At 75.7% G+C, this 22,759-nt stretch carries 14 protein-coding genes; all 14 read right to left on the minus strand.

The features are described 5' to 3' along the window. Window positions 1–54: 54 nt before the first annotated feature. On the minus strand, window positions 55–1,461 hold the full coding sequence (locus BJF79_RS06130) for a type I restriction-modification system subunit M (RefSeq protein ID WP_075895414.1): 1,407 nt from the start codon (window positions 1,459–1,461) through the stop codon (window positions 55–57). Further along, the gene (locus BJF79_RS65290; protein WP_316043282.1) at window positions 1,458–1,781 is read right to left on the minus strand and encodes a DUF1257 domain-containing protein; all 324 of its coding nucleotides are present in this window, start codon (window positions 1,779–1,781) and stop codon (window positions 1,458–1,460) included. The genes BJF79_RS06130 and BJF79_RS65290 overlap by 4 nt, the downstream gene beginning before the upstream one ends. A gap of 100 nt (window positions 1,782–1,881) precedes the next feature. Continuing rightward, window positions 1,882–3,480: an Hsp70 family protein gene (locus tag BJF79_RS06140; protein ID WP_075895402.1), complete on the minus strand. Its 1,599-nt coding sequence runs from the start codon at window positions 3,478–3,480 to the stop codon at window positions 1,882–1,884. A gap of 79 nt (window positions 3,481–3,559) precedes the next feature. Beyond that, window positions 3,560–5,284, minus strand: a complete 1,725-nt coding sequence (locus tag BJF79_RS06145; protein ID WP_075895403.1) for a hypothetical protein — start codon at window positions 5,282–5,284, stop codon at window positions 3,560–3,562. Then, window positions 5,233–5,763, minus strand: coding sequence for a hypothetical protein (locus BJF79_RS06150; RefSeq protein WP_075895404.1), 531 nt, complete (start codon window positions 5,761–5,763; stop codon window positions 5,233–5,235). Before BJF79_RS06150 ends, BJF79_RS06145 begins: the two co-directional genes overlap by 52 nt. Window positions 5,764–5,994: 231 nt before the next feature. Further along, a complete protein-coding gene (locus tag BJF79_RS06155) occupies window positions 5,995–8,412 on the minus strand; it encodes a hypothetical protein (RefSeq protein ID WP_075895405.1) in 2,418 nt (805 codons plus the stop codon). A gap of 11 nt (window positions 8,413–8,423) precedes the next feature. Then, window positions 8,424–10,784, minus strand: coding sequence for a WD40 repeat domain-containing protein (locus BJF79_RS52835; protein WP_143219736.1), 2,361 nt, complete (start codon window positions 10,782–10,784; stop codon window positions 8,424–8,426). Between the two features lie 8 nt (window positions 10,785–10,792). Further along, window positions 10,793–12,814, minus strand: coding sequence for a hypothetical protein (locus BJF79_RS57035; RefSeq protein ID WP_075895407.1), 2,022 nt, complete (start codon window positions 12,812–12,814; stop codon window positions 10,793–10,795). Window positions 12,815–12,885: 71 nt separating this feature from the next. Then, window positions 12,886–13,107, minus strand: coding sequence for a hypothetical protein (locus tag BJF79_RS06170; RefSeq protein WP_075895408.1), 222 nt, complete (start codon window positions 13,105–13,107; stop codon window positions 12,886–12,888). A 78-nt stretch (window positions 13,108–13,185) separates the two neighbouring features. Next, the gene (locus BJF79_RS06175; RefSeq protein ID WP_075895409.1) at window positions 13,186–15,543 is read right to left on the minus strand and encodes a WD40 repeat domain-containing protein; all 2,358 of its coding nucleotides are present in this window, start codon (window positions 15,541–15,543) and stop codon (window positions 13,186–13,188) included. 7 nt (window positions 15,544–15,550) lie between these two features. After that, on the minus strand, window positions 15,551–17,317 hold the full coding sequence (locus BJF79_RS06180; RefSeq protein WP_075895410.1) for a hypothetical protein: 1,767 nt from the start codon (window positions 17,315–17,317) through the stop codon (window positions 15,551–15,553). Then, complete coding sequence (locus tag BJF79_RS52845; RefSeq protein WP_075895411.1) at window positions 17,311–17,925, minus strand: hypothetical protein; 615 nt, start codon at window positions 17,923–17,925, stop codon at window positions 17,311–17,313. The genes BJF79_RS06180 and BJF79_RS52845 overlap by 7 nt, the downstream gene beginning before the upstream one ends. Before the next feature lie 151 nt (window positions 17,926–18,076). Further along, window positions 18,077–20,071 (minus strand): WD40 repeat domain-containing protein, encoded by a 1,995-nt coding sequence (locus BJF79_RS06190; RefSeq protein WP_075895412.1) that lies wholly within the window; start codon window positions 20,069–20,071, stop codon window positions 18,077–18,079. A gap of 347 nt (window positions 20,072–20,418) precedes the next feature. Beyond that, window positions 20,419–22,759: hypothetical protein (locus BJF79_RS55140; RefSeq protein ID WP_262401603.1), on the minus strand; the 2,341-nt coding region annotated here is incomplete at its 5' end.

Consider the following 22,759-nt stretch of genomic DNA (forward strand, 5'->3'; position numbering starts at 1 on the left):
CCGGCGGCCCCGGCGGGCCGGGCGGCCTCGGCGGGCCGGGCGGGCCGGGCGGCGTCAGCCGTCCGGGGCGCCGTCCAGGCGGGAGCGGACGATCGCGTCGACCCGGGCCGACTCGTCCAGGCAGGCGAGCAGTTCCTTCGTGAGGCGCTCGATGCGGTCGGCGGCGGGTTCGGCGGACTCGCCGGGCGCGGCGGCGGGCGTCCCGACGTAGCGGCCCGGCGCGAGGACGTGGCCGTGCTCGCGGATCGCCGCCAGGGGCACCGAGCGCGCGAACCCCGGCTCGTCCACGTGCGAGCCGTCGCGCCACGCGCGGTGGGCGCCGGTGATCCGGTCGATGTCGGACGAGGTCAGGACGCGTTCCGTGCGGTCCACGAGGGTGCCCATGTCGCGCGCGTCGACGAACAGGACGTGGCCCGATCGGGCGCCCTTGTCCTTCGCGAAGAACCACAGGCACGCGGGGATCTGCGTGGTGCGGAACAGTTGGGGCGGCAGCGCGACCATGCAGGAGACGAGGTCGGCCTCCACCAGCGCCGTCCGGATCTCGCCCTCGCCCTTCTGCGCGGACGACATCGACCCGTTCGCCATCACGACGCCGGCCGATCCGGTCGGCGCGAGCTTCGCGAGGATGTGCTGGATCCACGCGAAGTTCGCGTTCCCGGCGGGCGGGACGCCGAACCGCCAGCGGGGATCGTCCGCCCGGCGGTACCAGTCGGACATGTTGAACGGCGGGTTGGCGAGCACGAAGTCGGCCCGCAGGTCCGGGTGGGCGTCGGCGTGGAACGTGTCGGCCCGGCCGAGGTCGCCGGTGATGCCGTGGACGGCGAGGTTCATCCGGGCCAGCCGCCACGTCCGCTCGTTGGCCTCCTGCCCGAACACCGCGATGTCGTCGCGGCGGCCCCGGTGGCTCAGCACGAACTTCTCCGCCTGGACGAACATGCCGCCGGAGCCGCAGCACGGGTCGTACACGCGCCCCTTGTACGGCTCCAGGATCTCCACGAGGAGCTTCACGACGCTGGACGGCGTGTAGAACTCGCCTCCGCGTTTGCCCTCGGCCCGCGCGAACCGTTCGAGGAAGTACTCGTAGATCTCGCCGAGGACGTCGCCCGTCCCGTCGAAGCGGGCCGTGTCGAAGCGGGCGCCGTCGATGAGGTCGACGAGTTCGGCGAGGCGGCGCGCGTCGGCGCCGCCGAAGATCTTCGGGAGCGCCCCGGCGAGCGAGGGGTTGGCCGCCATGAGCGCGTCCATGGCGGCGTCCAGCGCGCCCCCGACGTCCCCGGCGTCCCCGGACGTCCGGAGGGCGTCCCAGTGGGCCGGTTCGGGGACGTCGAAGGCGCCGGAGCCGGAGGCGAACTTGAGGAACACCAGGCCCAGCACGAAGTCCTTGTACTGGGCGGCGTCCATGGAGCCGCGGAGCTTGTCCGCGGACCTCCACAGGATGTCCTTCAGATCGTCCCCCGTCAGACCGTCGTGCGCCGCAGCGTCAGCCTGACCTCGCCGGTGCGGCGGTCGGTCTCCTCGGCGGCGATGTCGAAGCCGTTGTCCTCGGCGAACGCCACGGCGGTGAGCCGTCCGTAGCGCTGCGAGACCTTGTTCAGCCACCCCGCATCGTACTTGCGCCGGTCGAAACCGCTGATGATCGCCTCGAACGTGCCGTTGCCCGTCCGGTGGAAACCGAGGTCGTTGCTGGCCGACCCGATGTGCTGCCGCCGGACACCACCTCCGCCTTCTCCGGACGCCTGTCGCCTCGGTAGCCGTAAAGGTGCGTGGGGGACGAGTGCGATTCGACGTGGGCGAACCCCAAGTCGTTAAGGACGGTGACCAGACGTTCCTGGTCGGTGATCGTGGTTTTGACCTTCGTGTAATGCGACATGGCGTCCTCCCTCAGGACAGCCGGACAACGGGTTGCCGGTCGAGCACCAGGGTGTTGCGCTGGATGTCGTACGCCGAGACCGTCAGGCGCTTCTGCGCGTCCACGCGGAAGTCGAGCCGGAACCGGTCGACGCCCGCCTCGGCGGGCGGGTCGGCCTCCAGGAACGTCGGGCTGTCCTCGTTCAGCCACAGCCGGGAGCGTTCCTGCAGGCGCTGCGCGGTGACGACGACGGTGCGGGCGCCGCCGTTCGCGTCGAACATGATCTCCAGGTCGGAGCTGGCCTCCCGGTAGCTGGCGTGCGCCAGCTCGTACACCGCGATGCCGAGATGCTTCTGCCCGTTCCGGATCGCCTTGATCGTCAGCTTCTTCACCGGTTCGGGCGTCGGGTACTCGGTGCCCGCCTCCACCAGCGTCTCGAACTCGTACGCGCCGGTCTCCCGGTTGACGTGCCGGATCGCGTAGTCGTGCTGGATGTGGTCGCTCAGCTCGTACCCGCCCGCGATCCCGGCCGCGCCCGCCGCGACGGCCTCCAGCGGACGGTCCAGGTGCAGCGAGTCCGGCGGGAACTGCAGGGACAGGACGTCCTGCACCGCCGGGATCAGGCTCGTGCCGCCCACCAGGAACACCTTGCTGATCTCGTCGGCGGGGAACCCCTTCGCCGCGGCGCCGTCGAGGGTCTTGCGCAGCGCCCGGTTGACCCGGCCGAGGACGTCCTTGCGCTTCAGCAGCCCGTCGAACTCCGCGCGGGTGATCTCCATGCCGTACCGTCCGGCCTCGACCTTCGCCGCGTCCTGCGAGGTCAGCGCGACCTTCGCCGCCTCCGCCGAGCGCAGCAGCTCCCGGAAGATCCGGTTGTATTCCTCGGTGTCGCCGAACGGGACGTTCGTCTGCTCGGCGACGTGCTCGGCGAGCAGCGCGTCGATGTGGTCGCCGCCGAGGTCCAGGCCCGCCTTGGAGATCGTCCGGACGGACGCGCCCGCCGTCGCGTTCGACGGGTCCAGCACCTTCACCACGGACGTGTCGAGCGTCCCGGCGCCGAAGTCGAACACCAGGAACACGTCCCCGGGGTTCAGCCGCGCGCTGTACCCGACGGCCGCGGCCGTCGCCTCGTCCACCACGCGCAGCCGCGCCGCGCCGCCCGCCTCCTCGCCGACCTCCTGGACGAGCCAGTCCCGGTAGGTGTCGAACGCCTCGACGGGCGCGGTCGCGACGATCTCCAGGTCGCCGGAGTCGACGGCGAGGGTCGCGGCCGCCATCACGTCCGACAGGAAGCGGGTCGCCGCCTGCCGCGCCGTGACCGTCCGGTCGCCGCCGAGCCGCCGCGGGATGTCCACGGCCCGTCCGGTCACCGCGCTCTTGGCCGACTGGAACGTCGCGTTCTCCGGGTCGTCCGCGATCTCCGGCGTCACCTGCGCGCCGATCCACCGCCGGTCGCCGCCGCCGGAGAACGCGATGCGGGACGGCACGACCCGCTGGTCGACGCCCCGGTTCCCCTCCCGCGTCAGGTCCAGGCCGGGCAGCGGGATCGGCTCGCCGCGGTCCAGGTCGTGGTCCCAGCCCGCGACGACGGTGTTGGCGGTGCCGAAGTCGATGCCGATACGGGTCGTCATCGTCCCCCTTTCACAGTGTCCATCCGCATTCTTCCGTGCTCTCCTCTCCGGCGCCGCCCCTTATGCCGTTGACATCCGCTCACAGGCTGATGTCGTGGTCGCCGGCCGTCAGCCGGACGGCCTCGCCCAGTTCGACGTCGAACCGGAAGCGGTGGGTCAGGGACGCGTCGAGAAGTTCGAGGGCGGCCCGGTCCGGGCCGGTCACCGCGGGGTTCGCCAGCGCCGCGCCGACCGCGCCGAGGTCGCGCGGCACGAGGTCGGCCACGGGACGCGGGACGATCGCGGGCACCTCGCGCAGCCGCAGGTCGAACAGGTCGACGCGGCCGTCCCCGTACCCGGCCGCGAGGAACTCGCCGCCGGGCGACACCGTCAGCCCGGTGGGCTTGCCGCCGGACGGCGACCGGTGCACGTCGACGGTCTTCAGCGTCGCGCCGTCCAGGAAGTGCAGGTCGCCGAGCCGGTCGGTGACGACGACCTGGCCGCTGACCGGCAGGACGCCGAGGCCCGCGCAGCCCCGGATCTGCGCGTTCCGCACGGGGACCCGGTGCCCGTCTTCGACCCGCAGCAGGATCGTCCACCCCCGGGTGTCGGCGCACACGACCGTCTCGGCGTCGACGAACCCGACCGACTGGACGGCCCGTCCCGCGTGGGCCCCGGCCGCGTGCCCCGTCGCCGGGTCGATCAGGTGCACCGAGCGGCCGAGCAGCGCGAGGCGGCCCGACGCGCGGTGCGCGATGATCCGCCGCGGCCACTGCCGCAGCCCCAGCCCGAACTCCGTCACCGGCACGACCCGGGCGGGGTCGGTCGCGTCCCCGAGCAGCAGTTCCCCGTCGCGGGTGCCGCCCGCGTACGTCCCGCCGCCGGTCAGCGCGAGCGAGGTGATCGACCCGAGACCGGAGTGCAGGACCCGGTCCGTCCCGTTCTCGCAGCGCACCACCCGGCACGGCCCCGTCCCGTGCACGCCCCGCTCACCGGCGAGGACGACGCCGCCGCCGAGGTGCAGGACGGTCCCGACGGGCGAGTCGAACCAGTCGTAGCGTTCGACGAGCCGGGCGGTGCGCAGGTCGAACACGCCCACGACGCCCGCGCGTCCCGCGACGGCGAGGAACGGGCCGTCCGGCGCGAACGAGATGTCGTCGACGCTGTGCCGGAAGCGCAGCCGGGCCCGCCGCGCGGCCCGCCACAGCGGTCCGCCGCCGTCCCGCAGCCCGGACGCGACGGCGGCGCGGTCGGCCTCGCGGAACAGCGTGAACAACCGGCGCTCGTCGTCGTCGCCCGGCGTCCAGTCGTCGAAGAGGGCGAACAGCGCGGCGCCGGTCGCGATCGGGACGTCCTTGACGAGCGACCACAGGTCGTTCCACGCGCCGCGCCGGGCGAGCTGCTCGGCGAGGTAGCGGACCTCGCCGTCCGGCATCGCCGCGATGCGGGAGCGGCGCCGGGAGGTCGGTCGGGTGTTGGTTGGTTGGGTGAATCCGTCGCCGACGATCACGCGGACGAGGTCGAGTTCGCCCGCCGTCAGCATCGCCTCGCGGAGCCGCTCCCGGCCGCCCTCCGGACGCGCCAGGTAGGCGAGGGCGAGCAGGCTCCCGTCCGGATCGAGCGCCCGGTACTGCCGCGGCTGCCCCGTGAGCAGGTAGAACGCGGCGCGCGTCACCGGATCGCGCGGCGCGAACCCGTACTCGGCGCAGACGGCGGCGAGGCCGGTGTTCCCTTCCGCGCGCTCGCACACGTCCTCGACGAACGCGCGGTCGTTCAGCGCGCGGGCCTTCCGGGCGGCGATGTCGCGGAGCGGATGGCCGCGCATGAGCAGCGCGACCAGCAGCGCCTCCCGGTAGGCGGCCGCGCCAGGTTCGGCACGTCCGTCTCCAGCGCGACGACGCTCAGCGCGGCGAACCGGCCGTCGTCCGCCGGTCGCCCCCAGCGCAGCAGCGCGTCCCCCAGCCCGTCCGCCGGGGTGTCGGCGGACGTGTCGAGCCACGCCGCCCACAGGGCCTCGAACGCCGGACCGGGCGGCGGCGCGCCGCCGGACAGCAGGACGTTCCGCAGCGGCGTCCCCGGCCCGGTGTCGGCGTCCCACAGCGCGTGCAGCATCGGCCCGGACGCGGTCCGGCAGCACGCGACGGCGTTCGCCCGCACGTCCGGGTCGGGGTCGTCGAGCAGCTCCGGCGCCCACCCGGCGTCCTCCGCCGCCCACTCGTCCAGCCGGTCGTGCAGCGCGAGCGTCCGCAGGCGGGCGGGCATGTCGACGGCGACGGCGCCGGTGTCGAGGACGGCCCGGCGCATCGCGGGGTCGCGTTCGTACGCCCACCAGGCCGCGACCCGCGGCTTCGCCTGCTCGCACCGCCGGTGCCCGGGCGTCCGCGCGATCCGGACGACCGCGTCCCGCGCGGTCGCGTCGCCGCCCGCGGCGTGCCGCGAACAGCCGCCGCGCCGCCCGGGCGCCCCACGGGCCCCACCGTCCGCTCGGCGACGACCCGCCGCTCAGCGTCCGTCCGTTGCGTCACCGTGCTCCCCTCACAGGCTGATGTCGTCGTCGTCGCCGACCGCCGGCCGGACGATCCCGTCGACTTCGATGTCGAAGCGGAACCGATGGTGCAGGCACGCCCGGACGAGGTCGAGGACGGCCCGCACGTGCGGGTCGATCACCGGGCCGGCCCGCGCCTCGTCGACGAGCTCCAGATCGCCCGGGACGAACTCGGCCAGCGGGCGCCGCAGGAGCCCGGACGCCTCCCAGAGGGGCAGGTGGTAGAGGTCGATCTCGCCCCCGGCGCGGCCCACCGCGAGGAGGGTCCCGTCCGGGGACACCGCGAGGCGGGCCGTGGGGGCGGTGTCCGCGGGACGATGCTCGGTGAAGTCCGAGGTCCGCTCGTCGTCGCAGGCACGAAGCCTGTTCAGGTGCCAGTCCGCCACGACCAAGTGACCGGTGCGGGGCAGCGCGCACGGGTCCGCGCTGAGATAACCCGGTGGGTCCGGAAGTTCGGAGCGGACCGTCCACTCCGGAAGCGACACCCGTGTCGTGCGTCCGAACGCCATGTAGGCGACGGTGTCGGCGTCGATGAACTCTGCCGCGAGGAACAGGTCGCCCGCATCGCCGAGCGTGAAGTTCCCGGTGGCCGTCTCGATCAGCAGGTACCGCCTGTAGAGCGGGGAGAAGACGGCGAGGCGTCCGGAGGCGCGATGCGCGATCGCCTTCGGCGTGCGGCAGGCGCCGAACCCGTACCCCGACAGGGGCCGTGCCTCGGCCCCGGCCGGATCTCCGAGCAGCAGTTCGCCGCCCAGGACACCCGCCGCGAACCTCCCGTCGGGACCGGTCGCGACCAGGGAGGTGAGCGCGCCGGACGTCGCGGCCAGCTCCCGGACGTCGCGGCCCCGCGAGCAGTGCATCAGCCGGTGCGGGCCCGCGGGGGCGTGTTCGGCGGCGAGCAGCGTGCCGTCGCCCAGGTGCAGGACCCTGTCGACCGGCCCGGCGAACTCGTACTTCTCGACCACGCGGCTCGTGCGCAGATCGCACACGCCCGCCTTGTCTCCGCCGACGGCGAGGAACGGGCCGTCGGGCGCGAAGGACAGGTCGATGGAGCGGCCGACGAGCACCGAACCGGTGTGCAGAACCGTCGCGGGCGCCCGGTCCCGGATGCGGGCCATTCCCGATTCGGCCTTCTGGAGCGGGAACCTCCGAAGCCGGGAGAAAAGGGCGCGGTCGGCGTCTTCCCGGGGGGCCCAGCCGTCGAAGAGTCGGACGAGGTCGACGCACGTGGTGACGGGGAAGTCGCGAACGAACGTCCATAGTTCGTCCCATTCGCGGCGGTCGGCGAGCCGTTCGGCGAGGTAGCGGATCTCCTCGGCGGACACTTCCCCGATGCGGGAGCCGCGCCGGGAAGCGGTTCCGGTTCCGGTCGGCAGGGGAGCCCGGCCGCCGACGATGACGCGGACGAGGTCGAGCTCGCCCGCGCCGAGCATCGCCTCGCGGGCCTGCGCGCGTTCGGCGCCGGTCGCCGCGGCGTAGCCGAGGGCGAGCAGGCTCCCGTCGGGATCGAGGGCGCGCCGCTGCTCGAGGTGGCCGGTGCGAAGGTAGAACAGGGCGCGCCGGGGCGGGTCGGCCGGGACGACGCCGTGCCCGACACAGAACCGGGCCAAGCCGGGGTTCTCCGCGGCCGCGTCGTAGATCTCGTTCAGGAGCTCGGGGGCCGCGAGCGCCGCCAGCCTTCTCGCGGTGCCGATGGCGAGGGGGTGGCCGGTCAGGCGCAGCACGTGCCGGAGTTCCGCGCGGTGCCGGGACGCGCCCAGCTCGTTCGCGTCCGACGCCAGGGCGATGACGCTCAAGGGTCCGTGCCGGGGATCGCCCGCGGGCCGCCCCCACCGCCGCAGGAACTCCGGCAGGGACTCCGGCAGGGACTCGGCGGGGTCGTCGAGCCACTCCGACCACAGCGCGTCCAGTACCGGGCCGGGCGGAGGTTCGGGGTTGTCCAGCAGGACGTCCAGCAGCGGAGGGCCGGGAGTCCCGTCGCTCGTCCACAGGGCCCGCAGCATCGCCCCGGTCGCGGTCCGGCAGGCGGCGGCCGCCCGGTCGCGCACGTCCGGGTCGGAGTGGGCGAGCAGAGACGGCGCCCGCCCGGCGTCGGCGGGGCCCCACTCGTCGAGCCGGTCGTGGAGCGCGAGGGTCGGCAGGCGGGCGGGGCCGCGGGCGGCGACGGCGCCGGTGTCGAGGACGACCCGGCGCAGCGCGGGGTCGAGGGTCTCGGCCCACAGCGTCGCGACCGTCCGTTTCGCCCGGTCGCGGAGCCGGTGCCCGGGCGTCCCGGCGATCCGGACGACGGCGTCGCGTGCGCCCGCGTCGCCCCTCGCCGCGTTCGCGAACAGCCGCCCGGCCGTCCACGCGGCCCACGGCCCGCGTCGGCCCGCGCCGGTCCGTCGGCTCGTGTCCGGCTCGTCCACGGTCGCTCCCCTCACAGGCCGATGTCGTGTTCGCCGCCCGCCAGGGCGACGGACTCGCCCACCTCGACGTCGAAGCGGAACCGGTGCTCCAGGCAGGCGCGGAGCAGTTCGAGGGTCCGGCGCGCCGGTTCGTCCAGGGCCGGGGCGGCGCAGGCCGCGGCGACGAGGTCGAGGTGGCGGGGGACGAACGACGCCATGGGGCACCGGGCGAGGGCGGGCAGCTCCATGGGGCGCAGGTCGAACAGGTCGATGGTGCCGTCGCGGTGGCCGAGGGCGAGGAAGTCCCCGTCCGGCGACACCGTCAGCCCGGACGCCCCGCCGTGCCGCGGGGGCGTGTGGACGCCCGCGTCGTCCAGCAGTTCGCCGCCGAAGAGGTGCAGGTCGCCCGGCCCGTCCGCAACGATCACCTGCCCGGTGCGGGGGAGGACGCCCATGCCCGCGAAGCCCGGCACCTTCGCGGTGTGCCGCGGCCCGTCTTCCAGGGGGACGCGCGTGAGGGTGCCGTCGTGTTCGGCGCAGACGAGCGTGTCGGCGTCGGCGAAGGCCACCCGGGCGGTCGTCCGCGCGTGGACGCGGCGGGCGTCGCCGGTGGCCGGATCGACGAGGTGGACCGAGCGGCCGAGGAGGGCGAGCCGTCCGGTGGGGCGGTGCGCGGCGAGCTGCCGGGGCCACTGCGCCCTGCCGAGGCCGAAGGACGCGACGGTGCGGGCCCGGACGCGGCCCTTCGGGTCGCCGAACAGGAGTTCGCCGTCCCGGGTGCCCGCCGCGAAGGCGCCGTCCCCGGTCAGGGTGAGGCAGTCGGCGGCGCCGTTCGCCGTGTGCAGGACGCGCCGGGCGCCGCCCTCGCAGCGCACCAGCCGGCACTGCGGCTGCCCTTGGTTCGGGTGCTCCCCGGCGATGAGAGCGCCGTTCCCGAGGTGCAGGACGCTCCCGACGGACGCGCCGAACCCGTCGTAGCGTTCGACGAGTTCGGCGGTGCGCAGGTCGAACACGCCGACGGCCTTGGTGATGCCCGCGACGGCGAGGAACGGGCCGTCGGGCGCGAACGAGATATCGTTGACGCGGCCCTGGAACAGGTACGTCGCCTGGGGGACCGCCGGGAGCGGGTCGTGGCTCAGGCGTTCGGTGCAGGCCGCGACGGTGTCGGGGTCGGCCTCCCGCAGCAGCGCGAACAGCCGGCGTTGGTCGGCGGCGCGCGGCGTCCAGCGGTCGAACAGCCGGACCAGGCGGACGCTCGCGGCGAGCGGCAGGTCCTGGAGGAGCGCCCACAGGTCCGCCCACTCGCGGCGTTCGGCGAGCTGTTCGGCGAGGTAGGAGGTCTCCTCGGCGGACATGTCCGGGACGCGGTCGTTCCCGGCGATGACGCGGACGAGGTCGAGTTCGCCCGCGGTGAGCATCGCCTCGCGGACCCGCGCGCGGAGGTCGGCCGGGGCCGCCGCGTAGGCGAGGGCGAGCAGGCCGCCGTCCGGGTCGACCGCGCGATGCTGCGCGGGCCGTCCGGTGACGAGGTAGAACAGCGAGCGGCGCACCGGGTCGGCGGGGACGACGTCGTGGTCGCGGCAGAATCGTTCCGCGGCCGGGTCCGTGAGCGCCCGGGCGCACAGCTCGTCCACGAGGACGCGTGCGTTCAGCGCGGTGAACCTCTTCACGGCGATGTCGTGGACGGGGTTGCGGTCGAGGAGCATCGCGCTCAGGAGCGCCTCGCGATGGGCGGGTTCCCGCAGGACGTCCGCGTCGTCGGCCACGGCGACGGCGGTCAGCGACGCGTGCCACCCGCCGGTCGCGGGCCGCCGCCACCGGAGCAGGGCGTCCCCCGTCTTCGGGTCGGGGGAGCGGAGCCATTGCTGCCAGAGCCGGTCGAGGACAGGGGCGGGCGGTGGCTCGGAGTTCTCCAGCAGGACGGTCCGCAGCGGCGTCTTCGGGCCCGTGTCGGCCTTCCACAGCGCCGCGAGCATCGGTCCGGTCGCGTCCCGGCAGCGGGCCGCGGCCCTCTCCCGGACGTCGGGGTCGGCGTCGGCGAGCAGTTCCGGCGCCCATTGCGCGTCGTGCGCGGCCCACTCGTCGAGGCGGTTCAGCAGCGCGAGGGTCAGCAGCCGGTCGGGGAGCAGGACCGACACGGCGCCGGTGGCGAGGACCGCTGCGCGCATCCCGGGGTCGCGGCCGTCGCACCACCAGCCCGCGACGGTCTCCCGCGCCAGGCCCGCGAGGCGGTGGTCCGGCGTCCCGGCGATGCGGACGACCGCGTCGCGGGCGTCCGCGTCGCCCGTCGCGGCCGCCGCGAACAGCCGCACACCCGCCCATCCCGCCCAGGGGCCGCGCCGGGCGCTCGCCCGCACCCGGCGCTCCGCGGCCCGCCGCCTTCGCTTCGCCATCGCTCTCCTCACAGGCTGATGTCGTGGTCGCCGACGGTCGGCCGGACGGTCCCGTCCACTTCGACGTCGAAGCGGAACCGGTGGTCGAGGGCCGCGCGGAAAAGTTCGAGGAGCGTCCGCACGTGCGGGGCCACCGGTCGCTCCAGGACCGCCGCGGCGAGGTCGGCATGGCGGGGGAGCAGCCCGGCGAGGGGACGCCGGACGACGTCGTCCAGTTCGCGTGCGCGCAGGTCGAACACGATGACCACGCCGTCGTTGTGCCCGATCGCGACCATCTCTCCGAACGGCGCCGCCGCCAGCCGGACGGCGTTGGGGTAGGGCACGGACGACTCGGTCTTCTCCGGGTCCGGCCGGGCGGTGTCGATGAAGAACGGGCAGCCGTAGGTGTCCACGGTCGCGATACCGCGGTGGACGGCCGCGATGCCGCACAGCATCGTCCGCTTCAGGAGGCGGCGCTCGGCGCCGCCCGCGAGCGGGAGGAGGGCCACGCAGCCTTCTCGGTCGGCGTACGCGACGGTGCCCGCGTCGGCGTAGGCGATGTGGACCGCCTCGCCGGCGGGACGGACGGTCTCGGCGGGACCGCCCGCCGGGTCGATCAGGTGGATCGCCCGGTCGAGGACGGCGAGCCGGTCCGTGCCCGGGTGCGCGGCGATCCCGCGCGGACGCGCGTACGGGTCCAGCCCGAAGTCGGCGAGGTCCCGCACCGTGAGGTCCGGTGAGCCGCGCGACCCCAGCACCAGCTCGCCGCCCGCCGTGACGGCGGCGAACGCCCCGCCGGGGCCGGTGCGGGTCAGCCCGGTGACGAGCCCGGTGACCGGATGCGCGGTGCGGGTGCCGTCGGGGTCGCAGCGGACGAACCGGTGGGGGCCCGAGTTCCGGCCGAGGGCGACGAGCACGGTGCCGCCCCCGATGTCCAGGATCGGGCCGGTGGTGGGGAAGTGGCCGTGGCGCCGCGCGAGGCGGCCGGTCCGCGGGTCGACGGTGCGGACGCCCCGGTCGAAGGTCGAGACGGTGAGGAGGGGAGCGCCCGGGGAGCCGGGAAGCCGGTCGGGTGTTGGTTGGTCGGGGGAAAAAGAGAGGTCGTTGATTCCCGGCGGTGCCGAGGGGTCGTGCGCCCCCGGTGGCAGCTTGAACTCCGTCCGGACGGGACGGTCCGCGTGCTCGTCGCGGAGACGGCGGAGCGCGGCCCGGACGGCGCCCGGGGCCATACCGAGATACAGCGCGAACAACCGGCGGCCGTCCTCGTCGCGGGGCCGCCAGTCGCCGATCAGCCGGACGAGCGCGGTCCCGGACTCGACGGGGACGTCCAGGACGAGCGTCCACAGCTCGTCCCATTCGCGGCGTTCGGCGAGCCGTCCGGCGAAGTACTCGATCTCCTCGTGCGACATGTCCGCGATGTTCGTGCGGCGCTCGTCGCGGACGATGACCCGCACGAGGTCGAGCTCCCCGTCGGCCAGCAGGACCTTGCGGGCCCGCGCGCGCTCGTCCGGCGACGCCGCCGCGTACGCGAGCGTGAACAGCGACCCGTCCGGATCGAGCGCGCGGCACTCCCCGGTCCGGCGGCCGAGGACGAAGAACAGCGCGCGCCGGACGGGATCGCGCGGCACGAGCCCCCGCTTCCGGCAGAACCGCAGCAGCTCCGGTTCGCGCATCGCCCGCTCGCACGCCGCGTCGATGACCGCCTGGTCGCCCCGCGCGATCGTCCGCTCCGCGGCCAGGTCGGCGAGGGGGTGGGCGTCCAGCAGCGCGTCCGGGTCGGTGACCGGACCGCGAACGATCAGCGAGGTCACCGCCGCGAGCCGGGTCCCGCCCGCCGACCGCCCCCAGCGCAGCAGGACGTCGCGCAGCGCGCCCGAACCGTCCCGGACGGACTCGTCCCACAGGGCGTCCAGCTCCGGATACGGCGCGGGTTCGGCGTTGGCCAGCAGCGCGTCCCGCAGCGGCGACCCGGGGCGCGGGTCGGTGTCCCACAGCGCGTCGAGGACCGCGCCCCGGGCCGTCCGGCAGAACTCGGCCGCCGCCTCCCGCACGTCGGGGTCCCGGTCGCCGAGCAGGCGCGGCAGCCACGTCGCGTCGTGCTCGTCCCAGTCGCCCGTCCGGTTCAGGAGCGCTGCGTCACCAGGCGTCCGGGCGGCGTGAGGGCGGTCGCGCCGGTGTCCAGGACGGCCTGGCGGAGTTCGGGGTCGCGCCCGCGGAGCCACCAGCGCGCGACGTACCGTTTCGCGTCCGCGTTCCGCGGGTGACCGGGCGTCCGCGCGATCCGGACGACGCCGCCGCGCGCTTCCGCGTCGCCCGCGCGGCGGCCGCGGCGAGCCGCCGCCACGCCCGCACGCCCGCCCGCCCGTGCCGGGCGCAGGCGGCGACCCGCCGCTCGTCCTCGATCGCCGCATCCGTCCCTCCCTCACAGGCTGATGTCGTGTTCGCCGGGGGCGAGGCGGACGGCGTCGCCGAGTTCGATGTCGAAGCGGAAGCGGTGTTCGAGGGCGGTTCGGAGGAGTTCGAGCGCGGTTCGTGTTTCGGGTGCGAGGGTCGTGGCGGTGTCCAGGGTGTCGGTGAGGAGGCGCAGGTCGCGGGGTTTGAGGGCGGTGGCCGGGCGGCGGACGACGGCGGCCAGCTCGCGGGGCCGCAGGTCGAACAGGTCGATGCGGCCGGTGCGGTAACCGGCGGCGAGGAGGGACCCGTCGGGCGACACGGCCAGGACACCGGCGTTGTCGTCCGGGGAGGGACGGACGTGGACGCGCTCCGGCGGGTCACCGCTGTAGACGTGCAGTTCGCCGTAGACGCAGATGAAGACGGCCTCGCCGGTGCGGGGCAGCGCGTGCGGCTCGGCGGAGCCGAGCTGCTTCGTCTGCGACGGCGGGCCCGTCCGCCCGTCCGGCAGCGTCATCCGTGCGATCACGCCGCTCTCCAGCTTGCAGAGGAGCGTGTCGGCGTCGAGGAAGACGGCGCGGGCGACCGGTTCCGCGGTGGGCACGGCGGTGACGGACGGGGCCGCCGGTTCGATCAGGTGGACGTTCTCCGGGTCGCCGAGCGCGACGATCCGTCCGGACTCGCGATGCGCCGTGATCCGGTCGGGCGGCGGATGCCCGGACGGCGTGGGGTGCAGCGTCCGGACCTCGCCGTCGGAGTCGACCAGCACCAGTTCCCCGTCCGCCGTGCAGGCCGCGAAGCTCCCGTCGTCGCCGGTCAGGGCGAGGGACTTGACGGGGTGCGCGGTGGTGCGCACGGGCCGCGGGGCGCCGTCGGCGTAGCGGAGCAACCGGTACGCCTCCTGCCCGAGCACCTTCAGGTGCGCGATGACGACCCCGTCGCCGACGTGCAGGACGCGGTCCATCCTCGGGCTGTGCTCCTCGTACCTCTGGACGGGCCGCGCTGTGCGGAGGTCGATCACGCTCACGCCCTGGCCGATGCCCGCGACGGCGAGGAACGGGGCGTCGGGGGAGAACGACAGGCCGAGGATGTACTGGTCGGGGAGGCGCAGAACCGCGTACGGTTCGAGCGGCGGCCGTTCGGGGAGCCGGGCGATGCCCTCGTCGAGGGTCGCGGGGTCGGTGTCGCGCAATGCGCGGAAGTATCGGTGTTCGTCTTCCTGCCGTGGGGACCATCGGCCGGTGAGCCGGACAAGTTCGGCGGCGAGGGAGATGGGCAGGTCGCGGACGAACGCCCACAGTTCGTCCCATTCGCGGCGTTCGGCGAGGCGTTCGGCGAGGTAGCGGGCCTCCTCGCGGGGCATCTCCGCCATGCGGGCGCGGCGGTCCTCGCCGACGATGACGCGGACGAGGTCGAGTTCGCCGCTCGCCAGCATGGCGTCCCGGGCGCGGGCGCGGACGGCCGGTGCGGCCGACGCGTAGGCGAGGGCGAGGAGGCGCCCGTCCGGGTCGAGGGCGGCGTGCTGCGCCCACTGGCGGGTGATCACGTAGAACAGCGCCCGCCGCGCCGGGTCGCCGGGGGCGAGTTCCCGTTCGACGCAGAACCCGGCCGCCTCCGGCCGCAGCAGGACCCGTTCGCACAGTTCCTCGACGAACTCCCGGTCGGGTGGGTCGGCGAGCTTCTCCGCCGCGGCGCGCAGCGGGGCGTCGCCGAGGATCAGCGCGTAGAGCAGCGCGGCGCGGTCCGGTGGCGTGCTTTCGGTGATGGCCGCCGCGACGGGACGGGTGTCGCTCGGCGGGCGCGCCCACCGGAACAGCGCGTCCCCCGGACGGTCGGCGGGGTCCTCGAACCATTCGGCCCACAGGCGGTCCAGTTGCCGGGCGGGCGGTGGCGTTTCGAGCTCCAGCAGGATTTCCTCCAGCGGATCGCCCGCGTAGACGGCCTCGTCCCACAACGCCTCGTGCATGGCGCCGGTGGCGGCGCGGCAGGCGGCGGCCGCGTTCAGCCGCACGTCCGGGTCGTAGTCGGCGAGGAGCCTGCGCGCCGTCTGCACGTCCGACTCGTCCCAGTTCTCGGCGAGGCGGCCCAGCAGCGCGAGCGTCCGCAGGCGGGCGTACCCCTCCCGGGCGACGGCGCCGGTCTCCACCACGGCCTGCCGGACGCGGGATTCGTGGTCCTCGCCCCACCAGTCCGCGAGCTGGAGTTTCGCCCGCTCGCACAGGGGGTGTTCCGGCGTCCCCGCGATCAGCGCCATCGCGCGGCGGCTGATCGCGTTGTTCTTCCGGGCCGTCGCGAACAGCCGCTTCCCGGTCCACCGGCCGCGCAGGCCGCTCCCGGCGCTGCGGGCCGCCAGCCGCTCCGCCCGCTGCTGTTTCGTCGGTTTCGCCACCGTTCCCTCACAAGCTCACGTCGGACTCGCCGCCGGTGGACGCCCGGACGGTCTCGCCGAGTTCGACGTCGCGGCGGAACCGGTGTTCGAGGCACGCCGCGAGGAGCCGCAGCGAACCTTCCGCGTCCGGGACGGTGGCGAGCACCTCCAGGTCGCGGGGGACGGCTTCGGCGAGCGGACGCGCCAGCAGCTCCGCGACCTTCCAGGAGTTCGCGGGGAACACGTCGACGACGCCGGACGCGTCGGCGATCGCGAGGAAGTCCCCGCCCGGTGCGACGGCGAGGCGGCCCGGCGCCGCGCCGTCCGGGGGCGGTCGCCGGGTGCGGGTCCGCAGCGTCGAGCCGTCCAGGATGTGCAGCGTGCCGGTTCCGTCCAACACGACCGGTGCGCCGTGGCCGGGCAGCACCCCGAGTGCGCGGAAGCCCGCGACGCGGGCGCGTGCCGTCCAGCGGAACCCGTCCTGGACGAACGGGCCTTCGCCGGACGCCCGCAGCAGCGTCACCGCGCCCTGCTCGGTGATGCCGGCGAGCGTGTCGGCGCCGACGAACGCGATCCCGCCGAGCGGGGCGGTGGGGTGGGTGGTCAGTGTCCGCTCGATGCCCGGGCCGAGCAGCCGCAGCGTCCGCCCGAGCACCGTGAACCGGCCCGATTCCGGGTGCGCCGCGATCGCGCTCGGCACGTCCAGGGGGTCGGGGCCCGGCCCGGCGGCGGGCCGCAGCGCCGTCCAGGACCCGTGCGGGACGCCGCGCAGCGGCCCCCGTCGCGTCGCCGCGAGGAACCCGCCGCCGCCCGTCGCCGCCAGGGACGTGACGCCGCCCGCGTTGGTATGGAGGGTTTCGAGCCGGCCGTCCGTGCAGCGCAGCAGGCGACACGCCCGGCCGTCGTCGGCCGTCCGCTCGCCCGCGATCACCGCGCCGGAGCCCAGGTGCAGGACGGCGCCGATCGGTGCGCCGAACCCGGTGAAGCGCTCGACGGACCGTCCGGAGCGAGGGTCGAAGACGTCGATCGCCGGTCCGGACGTCGCGACGGCGAGGTGCGGGCCGTTCGGAGAGAACGATAGGCCGGTCACGGCGCCGTCCACCTGGAAGGTTCGGTGTCCCAGCGAGAGGGGGTCGTCCCGCAGGGTGCGCAGTTCGGTCGCGACGGCGCCCGAGTCGGCTTCGCGGAACGCGGTGAACAGGCGGCGCGCGTCGTCGTCGTCCGGCGCCCACCGGTCGAACAGGCCGATCAGTTCGACGCCCTGGGGGAGGGGCAGGTCCTGGACGAACGTCCACAGTTCGTCCCACGCGCGGCGGTCGGCGAGCCGTTCGGCGAGGTAGCGGGCCTCGCCGTCGGGGAGTTCGCCGATGCGGGCCCGGCGGTCGCTGCCGACGATGACGCGGACGAGGTCGAGGTCGGCCGTCGCGGGCAGCGCCGCCCGGATGCGGGCGCGCATCGGGTCGGGGGCGGCGGCGTAGGCGAGGGCGAGCAGGCCGCCGTCCGGGTCGAGCGCGCGGTACTGCGCGGACCGGCCGGTGAGCAGGAGGAACGCGGCGCGGCGGACGGTGTCGCGGGGGACGAGTCCGTGCCGCACGCAGAGCGCGGCGACGTCCGGACGGTCGAGCGCCCGCGTGCACGCGTCGTCGATGAGGCCGTCGTCTCCGATTCCGGCGATCTTCCGCGCGGCGACCTCGCCGAGCGGATGGTCGCCGAGGTCCAGCGCGTCCAGGAGGAAGGGCCGGTGGTCCGTCAGCAGGGCTTCGCGGTCGGTCTCCAGGACGGCGGCGGTCAGCATCGCGAGCGGCCCGGCGGTCGCGGGCCGTCCCCAGCGCAGCAGCGCGTCCCGGGGGTCCGCGCCCGGATCGTCGGCCCACTCGCGCCACAGGCCGTCCAGTACCCCGGCGGGCGGGGGTTCGGCGTTCCGCAGGAGGGCGCCGCGCAGCGGGGTGCCCGGGCCGGTGTCGGCTCCCCAGAGCGCGCGGAGGACGGAGCCGGTCGCCGGTCTTGCAGGCGGCCTCGGCGGCCCATCCGGACGTCCTGGTCGGGGTCGGTGAGGAGCGCGGGCGCCCGTCCGGCGTCCGTTTCGCGCCATTCGTCCGCCGGTCGCCCGTGCAGGGCGAGCGTGACGAGCCGTCCCGGGCCGTCGGCGGGCACCGCGCCGGTCTCCACGACGATCTCCCGCAGCTCCGGTTCGCGCGTCGCGGCCCACCACGCCGCGACCGTCTCCGCCGCCCGGTCGCGCAGCCGGTGGCCCGGCGTGCGGGCGACCTCCGCGACGCCCCCGCGCGCGTCCGCGTCGCCGTCCGCCGCCGCGCGCAGCAGCCGCCGTTCCGCCCACCGGCCCCGAAGACCGCCCCGCCCGGACGCCGCGACCCGCCGCGCCGCCCGTTCCCGACCGCCCATCGCCCCTCCTCGCCCCCGCTCCCGATACGACGGCGTTTTCTCGCGGCGTGTTCTCGCGTCCCGCCCGTTTTTGGTTGCTTTGTTCGCGCGGCGTCTCGTCCCGTCTCGTCTCACGCTCGTGCTTGCCGCCGCCCGGTGCGGTCGTGTCTCCTCACAGGCCGATGTCGTATTCGGTCGCGGGGAGCCGGACGGCGTCCCCGATCTCCACGTCGAAGCGGAAGCGGTGCTCCAGGCACGACCGGACGAGCCGCAGCAGCGCCGTCGCCTCCCGGCCGAGGGTCGGGGCGGCGCCGATCGCGTCGATGGGGGCCAGGTGCTTGGGGAGCATGTCCGCCATCGGAAGGTGCGCCAGGTCCGGGAGGCCCACCGTTCGGGCGTCGGCCAGGTCGAGGAGGTCGAGGTGGCCCGCGGCGTCGCCGATCGCGGCGAGCGGCTCGCGGTGGGACACCGCGAGGCAGGTCGGGGCCGCCGGGGCCGGTGCGCGGCGGCCACCGGCCGTCCGCAGGTCGGCGTCGAGGACGTGGAGGCCGCGCGCGTCCACGATGACCGGCTCGTCCGTCCTCGGCAGCGCTCCGACGCCGCGCAGTCTGTCGGCGCGGGTGCCGGGCGGGCCCCAGACGGCACCGCCGGACAGCCGCAGCAGCAGCACCTCGCCCCGCTCGTAGCCGCAGACGAGACGGCCGGGGGCGGCGAACGCGACGTACGAGACGCGCCCGCCGCGGCTGTAGGTGAACGTTCGTCCGGTGTCGAGCGAGTACATGCGGAGCACGCGGCCCGCCAGCGCCAGGTCGTTCGTGCGGAGGTCGACGGCGACCGCGCCGGGCCGCTCGTCGGGGGCGGTCCGGAACAGGACGTCGACGCCGTCGGGGTCGCCGCGCAGCACCTCGCCCGTCCGGAGCACCGCGACGAACCCCTTGCCGCGCGTCCGCGCCAGCGCGGCGACGGGCCCCGCGTGCAGGGTTTCCGTCCCGTGCTCCGTGCAGCGCACCAGCCGGGACGCGTCGCCCGCGAGGACGGTGCCGTCCCCGAGGTGCAGGACGGCCGCGACCGGGCCGTCGAACCCCTCGTGGCGCCGGACGCGACGGCCCGTGCGCGCGTCGACGATGTCGACCGCGCCGTTCGCGACGGCGAGGAACCGGCCGCGGGGGGAGAACGCGACGGCGGTGACCGGGTCGGCGAACGTGGTCCGGAACCGGGGCGCCGCCGTCCGGTGCAGGCCCTCCCGGAACGGTTCGAGGACGCGCAGGGCCCGTTCGACGTCGTCGGCGGACATCGCGCGGAACGCGTCGAACACGTGCCGTTCGGCGTCGTCGCGCGGCGCCCACCCGTCGAACAGGCGGGCGAGTTCGACGCCGAGGGGGACCGGCAGGTCCCGGACGAGCGTCCACAGTTCGTCCCACGCGCGGCGCCGGGCCAGCCGCTCGCCGAGGTAGCGGGTCTCTTCGGGGGCCATCTCCCCGACCCGGCGGTCGTCCCCGGCGATGACGCGGACGAGGTCGAGGTCGCCGGTGGCGGGCAGCGCCTCCCGGATGCGGGCCCGCTCGGCCTTGTCCGCCGCCGCGTAGGCGAGGGCGAGCAGGCCGCCGTCCGGGTCGAGCGAACGGTACTGGCCCGGCTCCCCGGTGAGCAGGTGGAACACCGCGCGCCGCGCCGGGTCGCGGGGGACGAGCCCGTGCCGTCGGCAGTGCGGGACGAGCGCCGGACGGTCGAGCGCCCGCTCGCACAGTTCGTCGGCGAGGTCGGGGGCGTCGAGCCCGGCGATCCGGTCGGCGGCGAGGCCCGCGACGGGGTGGTCGTCGCGGTCGAGCGCGGCGAGGAGCGCCCGCCGGTTCGCCGGGGCGAGCAGGACGTCCCGGTCCCGGCCGAGCACGACGACGGTCGCGGGCCCGATCTCCGGGTCGGCCGCGGGAAGGTTCCACCGGACGAGCGCGTCGCCGAGTTCCGGGGCGGCGCGGACGAGCCACAGCCGCCACAGCGCGTCCAGTATCGGCTCCGGGGGCGGTACGGCGGAGGCCAGCAGCTCGGCGCGCAGCGGCGTTCCCGGGGCGGGGCCGGTCCGCCAGAGCGCCTCGTGCAGCGGGCCGGTCGCGGCCCGGCAGGCGGCGGTCGCGCGGTCGCGCACGTCCGGGTCGGGGTCGGTGAGCAAGGGCGGCGGCCTCGCCGGCGTCCTCGGGGCGCCACTCGTCCAGCCGGTCCAGCAGCGCCAGCGTCGGCAGACGCGCGGGCCGGAACGGGGCGACGGCCCCGGTCTCCAGCACGACGCTGCGCAGCCCGTCGTCGCGCGTCTCCGCCCACCACTGCGCGACGAGCCGCCTCGCCCGGTCGCGCAGCCGGTGGTCCGGCGTCCGCGCGATCCGGACGACCGTCACGTGCGGCGGGGTCGTGGTCGGCGGCGGCGAACAGCCGCCGCTCCGCGCGGCGGCCCCGCCGTCCCGGCCGTGCGGACGCGCGCACTCGGCGCTCCGCACGTCTGCGACCGTCCACCGCGCCTCCTCACAGGCTGATGTCGAACTCGCCCGCGGAGAGCCGGACGGCGTCCCCGATCTCCACGTCGAAGCGGAACCGGTGCTCCAGGCACGCCTCCAGCAGCCGGAGCGCGGGCTCCGCCGCGGGGTCGAGCGCCCCGTCGGCCAGCACGGTCGCGACGATGCCGAGGTGCCGGGGGACGAGGTTCACCACCGGACGCGCGGCGATCAGCGGCGCCTCGCGGACGCGCAGGTCGAACAGGTCGGTGTGCCCGGCGGCGTCGCCGACCGCGAGGAAGTCGCCGGTCGGCGCCACGGTCGCGCTCGTCGGCTGTTCCGCCGCCGGCGGGCGGTGCACGGCCGTCGGCGTCTCGCCGTGCAGGACGTGCAGGTCGCCGCGCGCGTCCACGGCGACGACCTCGCCGGTTCCGGGGAGCGCGCCGATCCCGCGCACGCCGTCCAGCCGGAACCGTCCCGTCTCGACCGGTTCGTCCTGTGGGTCGCCCGTGCCGCGCAGCCGCCGGACGAGCCCGCCGCGCCCGGCCGCGACGACCGTGTCGGCGTCGACGAACGCGGCCCAGCCCGTCGACGGGTACGGGTCGAGCATCCAGGGCTCTTCCGCGTAGGGGGCGGCGACGACGAGGCGGCGGCAGAGCACCGCGATCCGCCCGGACGGCCGGTGGCAGGCGACCGCGCGCGGCCAGTCCTTGTCGTTCAGGCCGAACGCGCCGGTGGGCAGCGGGACGACGCCGTCCGGCGTGCCCAGCAGGAGGTTCCCGGCGCGGGTCCCGGCGACGAAACCGCCGCCGTCCGTCCGCGCCAGGGACGTCACGGAGCCTGCACCGGTGTGCAGGACCCGCGTGCCGTCGTCCGCGCAGTGCGTCACCCGGCACTCCCGGTCGACGCGGTTGGTGCGCTCGGCGGCGACGATCGCGCCGTCCCCGAGGTGCAGGACGCGCCCGACGGACGAGCCGAACCCCTCGTGCCGCGCGACGAGTTCGGCGGACCGCAGGTCGAAGACGCCCGCGACCCGGTTCGTGCCCGCGACGGCGAGGAACGGGCCGTCGGGGGCGAACGACACGTCGTTGACGCGGCCGTGGAAGCTCAGCCGCATGCGGCGGCTCACCCGCGTCCGGTACGGCTCCAGGAGTTCGGCGGCGGCGCGCAGCGCGGCCGGATCGGCCGCGCGGTACAGGTCGAAGACGCGGCGGTCGTCGGCGCCGCGCGGCGTCCAGCCGTCGAACGACCGGGCGAGTTCGGCGCCGACGGTGATCGGGACGTCCTGGACGATCGCCCACAGGTCGTCCCATTCGCGGCGTGCGGCGAGCTGGTCGGCGAGGTACCGGATCTCGCCGGGCGGCATCTCCGGGATGCGGGTGCGGCGGTCGTCGCCGACGATGACGCGGACGAGGTCGAGGTCGCCCGCGGTGAGCATCGCCTGCCGCACCCGTTCGCGCTCGTCCCGCGACGCCGCCGCGTAGGCGAGGCCGAGCAGGCTCCCGTCCGGGTCCATGGCGCGGTACTGCCCGGGCTGCCCGGTGAGCAGGAAGAACACGACGCGCCGCACCTGGTCCTTGGGCGCCAGCCGGTGCTTCCGGCAGATCGCGGCGAGCGCCTCGCCGTCCAGCGCGGCGGCGCACAGCTCGTCGACGAGGACCTGGTCGCGCAGGCCGGTGAGGCGCTCCTCGGCGAGCGCGCACAGCGGATGGTCGCCGAACGCGAGCGCCTCGATCAGCGCGGCCCGGAACCGGGGCTCGCGGAACACTTCCGGGGCGGTGCCGAGCGCGACGGCGCTCAGCCCCTCGGTCCGCGCGCCGGTCGCCGGGCGGCCCCAGCGCGCCAGCGCCGCCCAGACCCGCCGGTCCGGACGGTCGAGCCACTCGCCCCACAGCCGGTCCAGCGGACCGGACGTCGGCGGTTCGCCCGCGTCGAGCAGCGCGTCGCGCAGCGGCGAGCCCGGCGCGGGGTCGAGCTCCCACAGCGCGCGCAGCATCTCCCCGGACGCCTCCAGGCAGAACGCCGTCGCGTGCCCGCGCACGTCCGGGTCGGGGTCGGTGAGCAGCGTCGGTACGACGGGCGCCTCGTTCGGGTGCAGCTGCGTGCCCAGACGGCCCAGCAGCGCGAGCGTCGGCGCCCGTGCGGGCTCCGAGTCCGCGACGGCCCCCAGCTCCAGCACGAACTCCCGCATCACCGGGTCGCGCGTCTCCGCCCACCACACCGCGACCGTGTCCAGCGCCCGGTCCCGCAACCGGTGGTCCGGCGTTCCCGCGATCCGCGCGACCGCCGCCCGCACGTCCGGGTCCCGCGCGCGCCGCCGCGAACAGCCGCGCGCCGCCCACCGGCCCCGCGGCGACCGCCCGGCGGACACC

This window comes from Actinomadura sp. CNU-125 (assembly GCF_001942465.1).
Lineage (GTDB): Bacteria > Actinomycetota > Actinomycetes > Streptosporangiales > Streptosporangiaceae > Spirillospora.

What these genes read in the sequence shown, in the direction of transcription:
- BJF79_RS06140 (WP_075895402.1), bottom strand. Translation starts at nt 3,480, where the DNA reads ATGACGACCCGTATCGGCATCGACTTCGGCACCGCCAACACCGTCGTC.
- BJF79_RS06145 (WP_075895403.1), bottom strand. Translation starts at nt 5,284, where the DNA reads ATGCGCGGCCATCCGCTCCGCGACATCGCCGCCCGGAAGGCCCGCGCG.
- BJF79_RS06150 (WP_075895404.1), bottom strand. Translation starts at nt 5,763, where the DNA reads ATGCGCCGGGCCGTCCTCGACACCGGCGCCGTCGCCGTCGACATGCCC.
- BJF79_RS52835 (WP_143219736.1), bottom strand. Translation starts at nt 10,784, where the DNA reads ATGGCGAAGCGAAGGCGGCGGGCCGCGGAGCGCCGGGTGCGGGCGAGC.
- BJF79_RS06180 (WP_075895410.1), bottom strand. Translation starts at nt 17,317, where the DNA reads ATGCTGACCGCCGCCGTCCTGGAGACCGACCGCGAAGCCCTGCTGACG.
- BJF79_RS52845 (WP_075895411.1), bottom strand. Translation starts at nt 17,925, where the DNA reads ATGGGCGGTCGGGAACGGGCGGCGCGGCGGGTCGCGGCGTCCGGGCGG.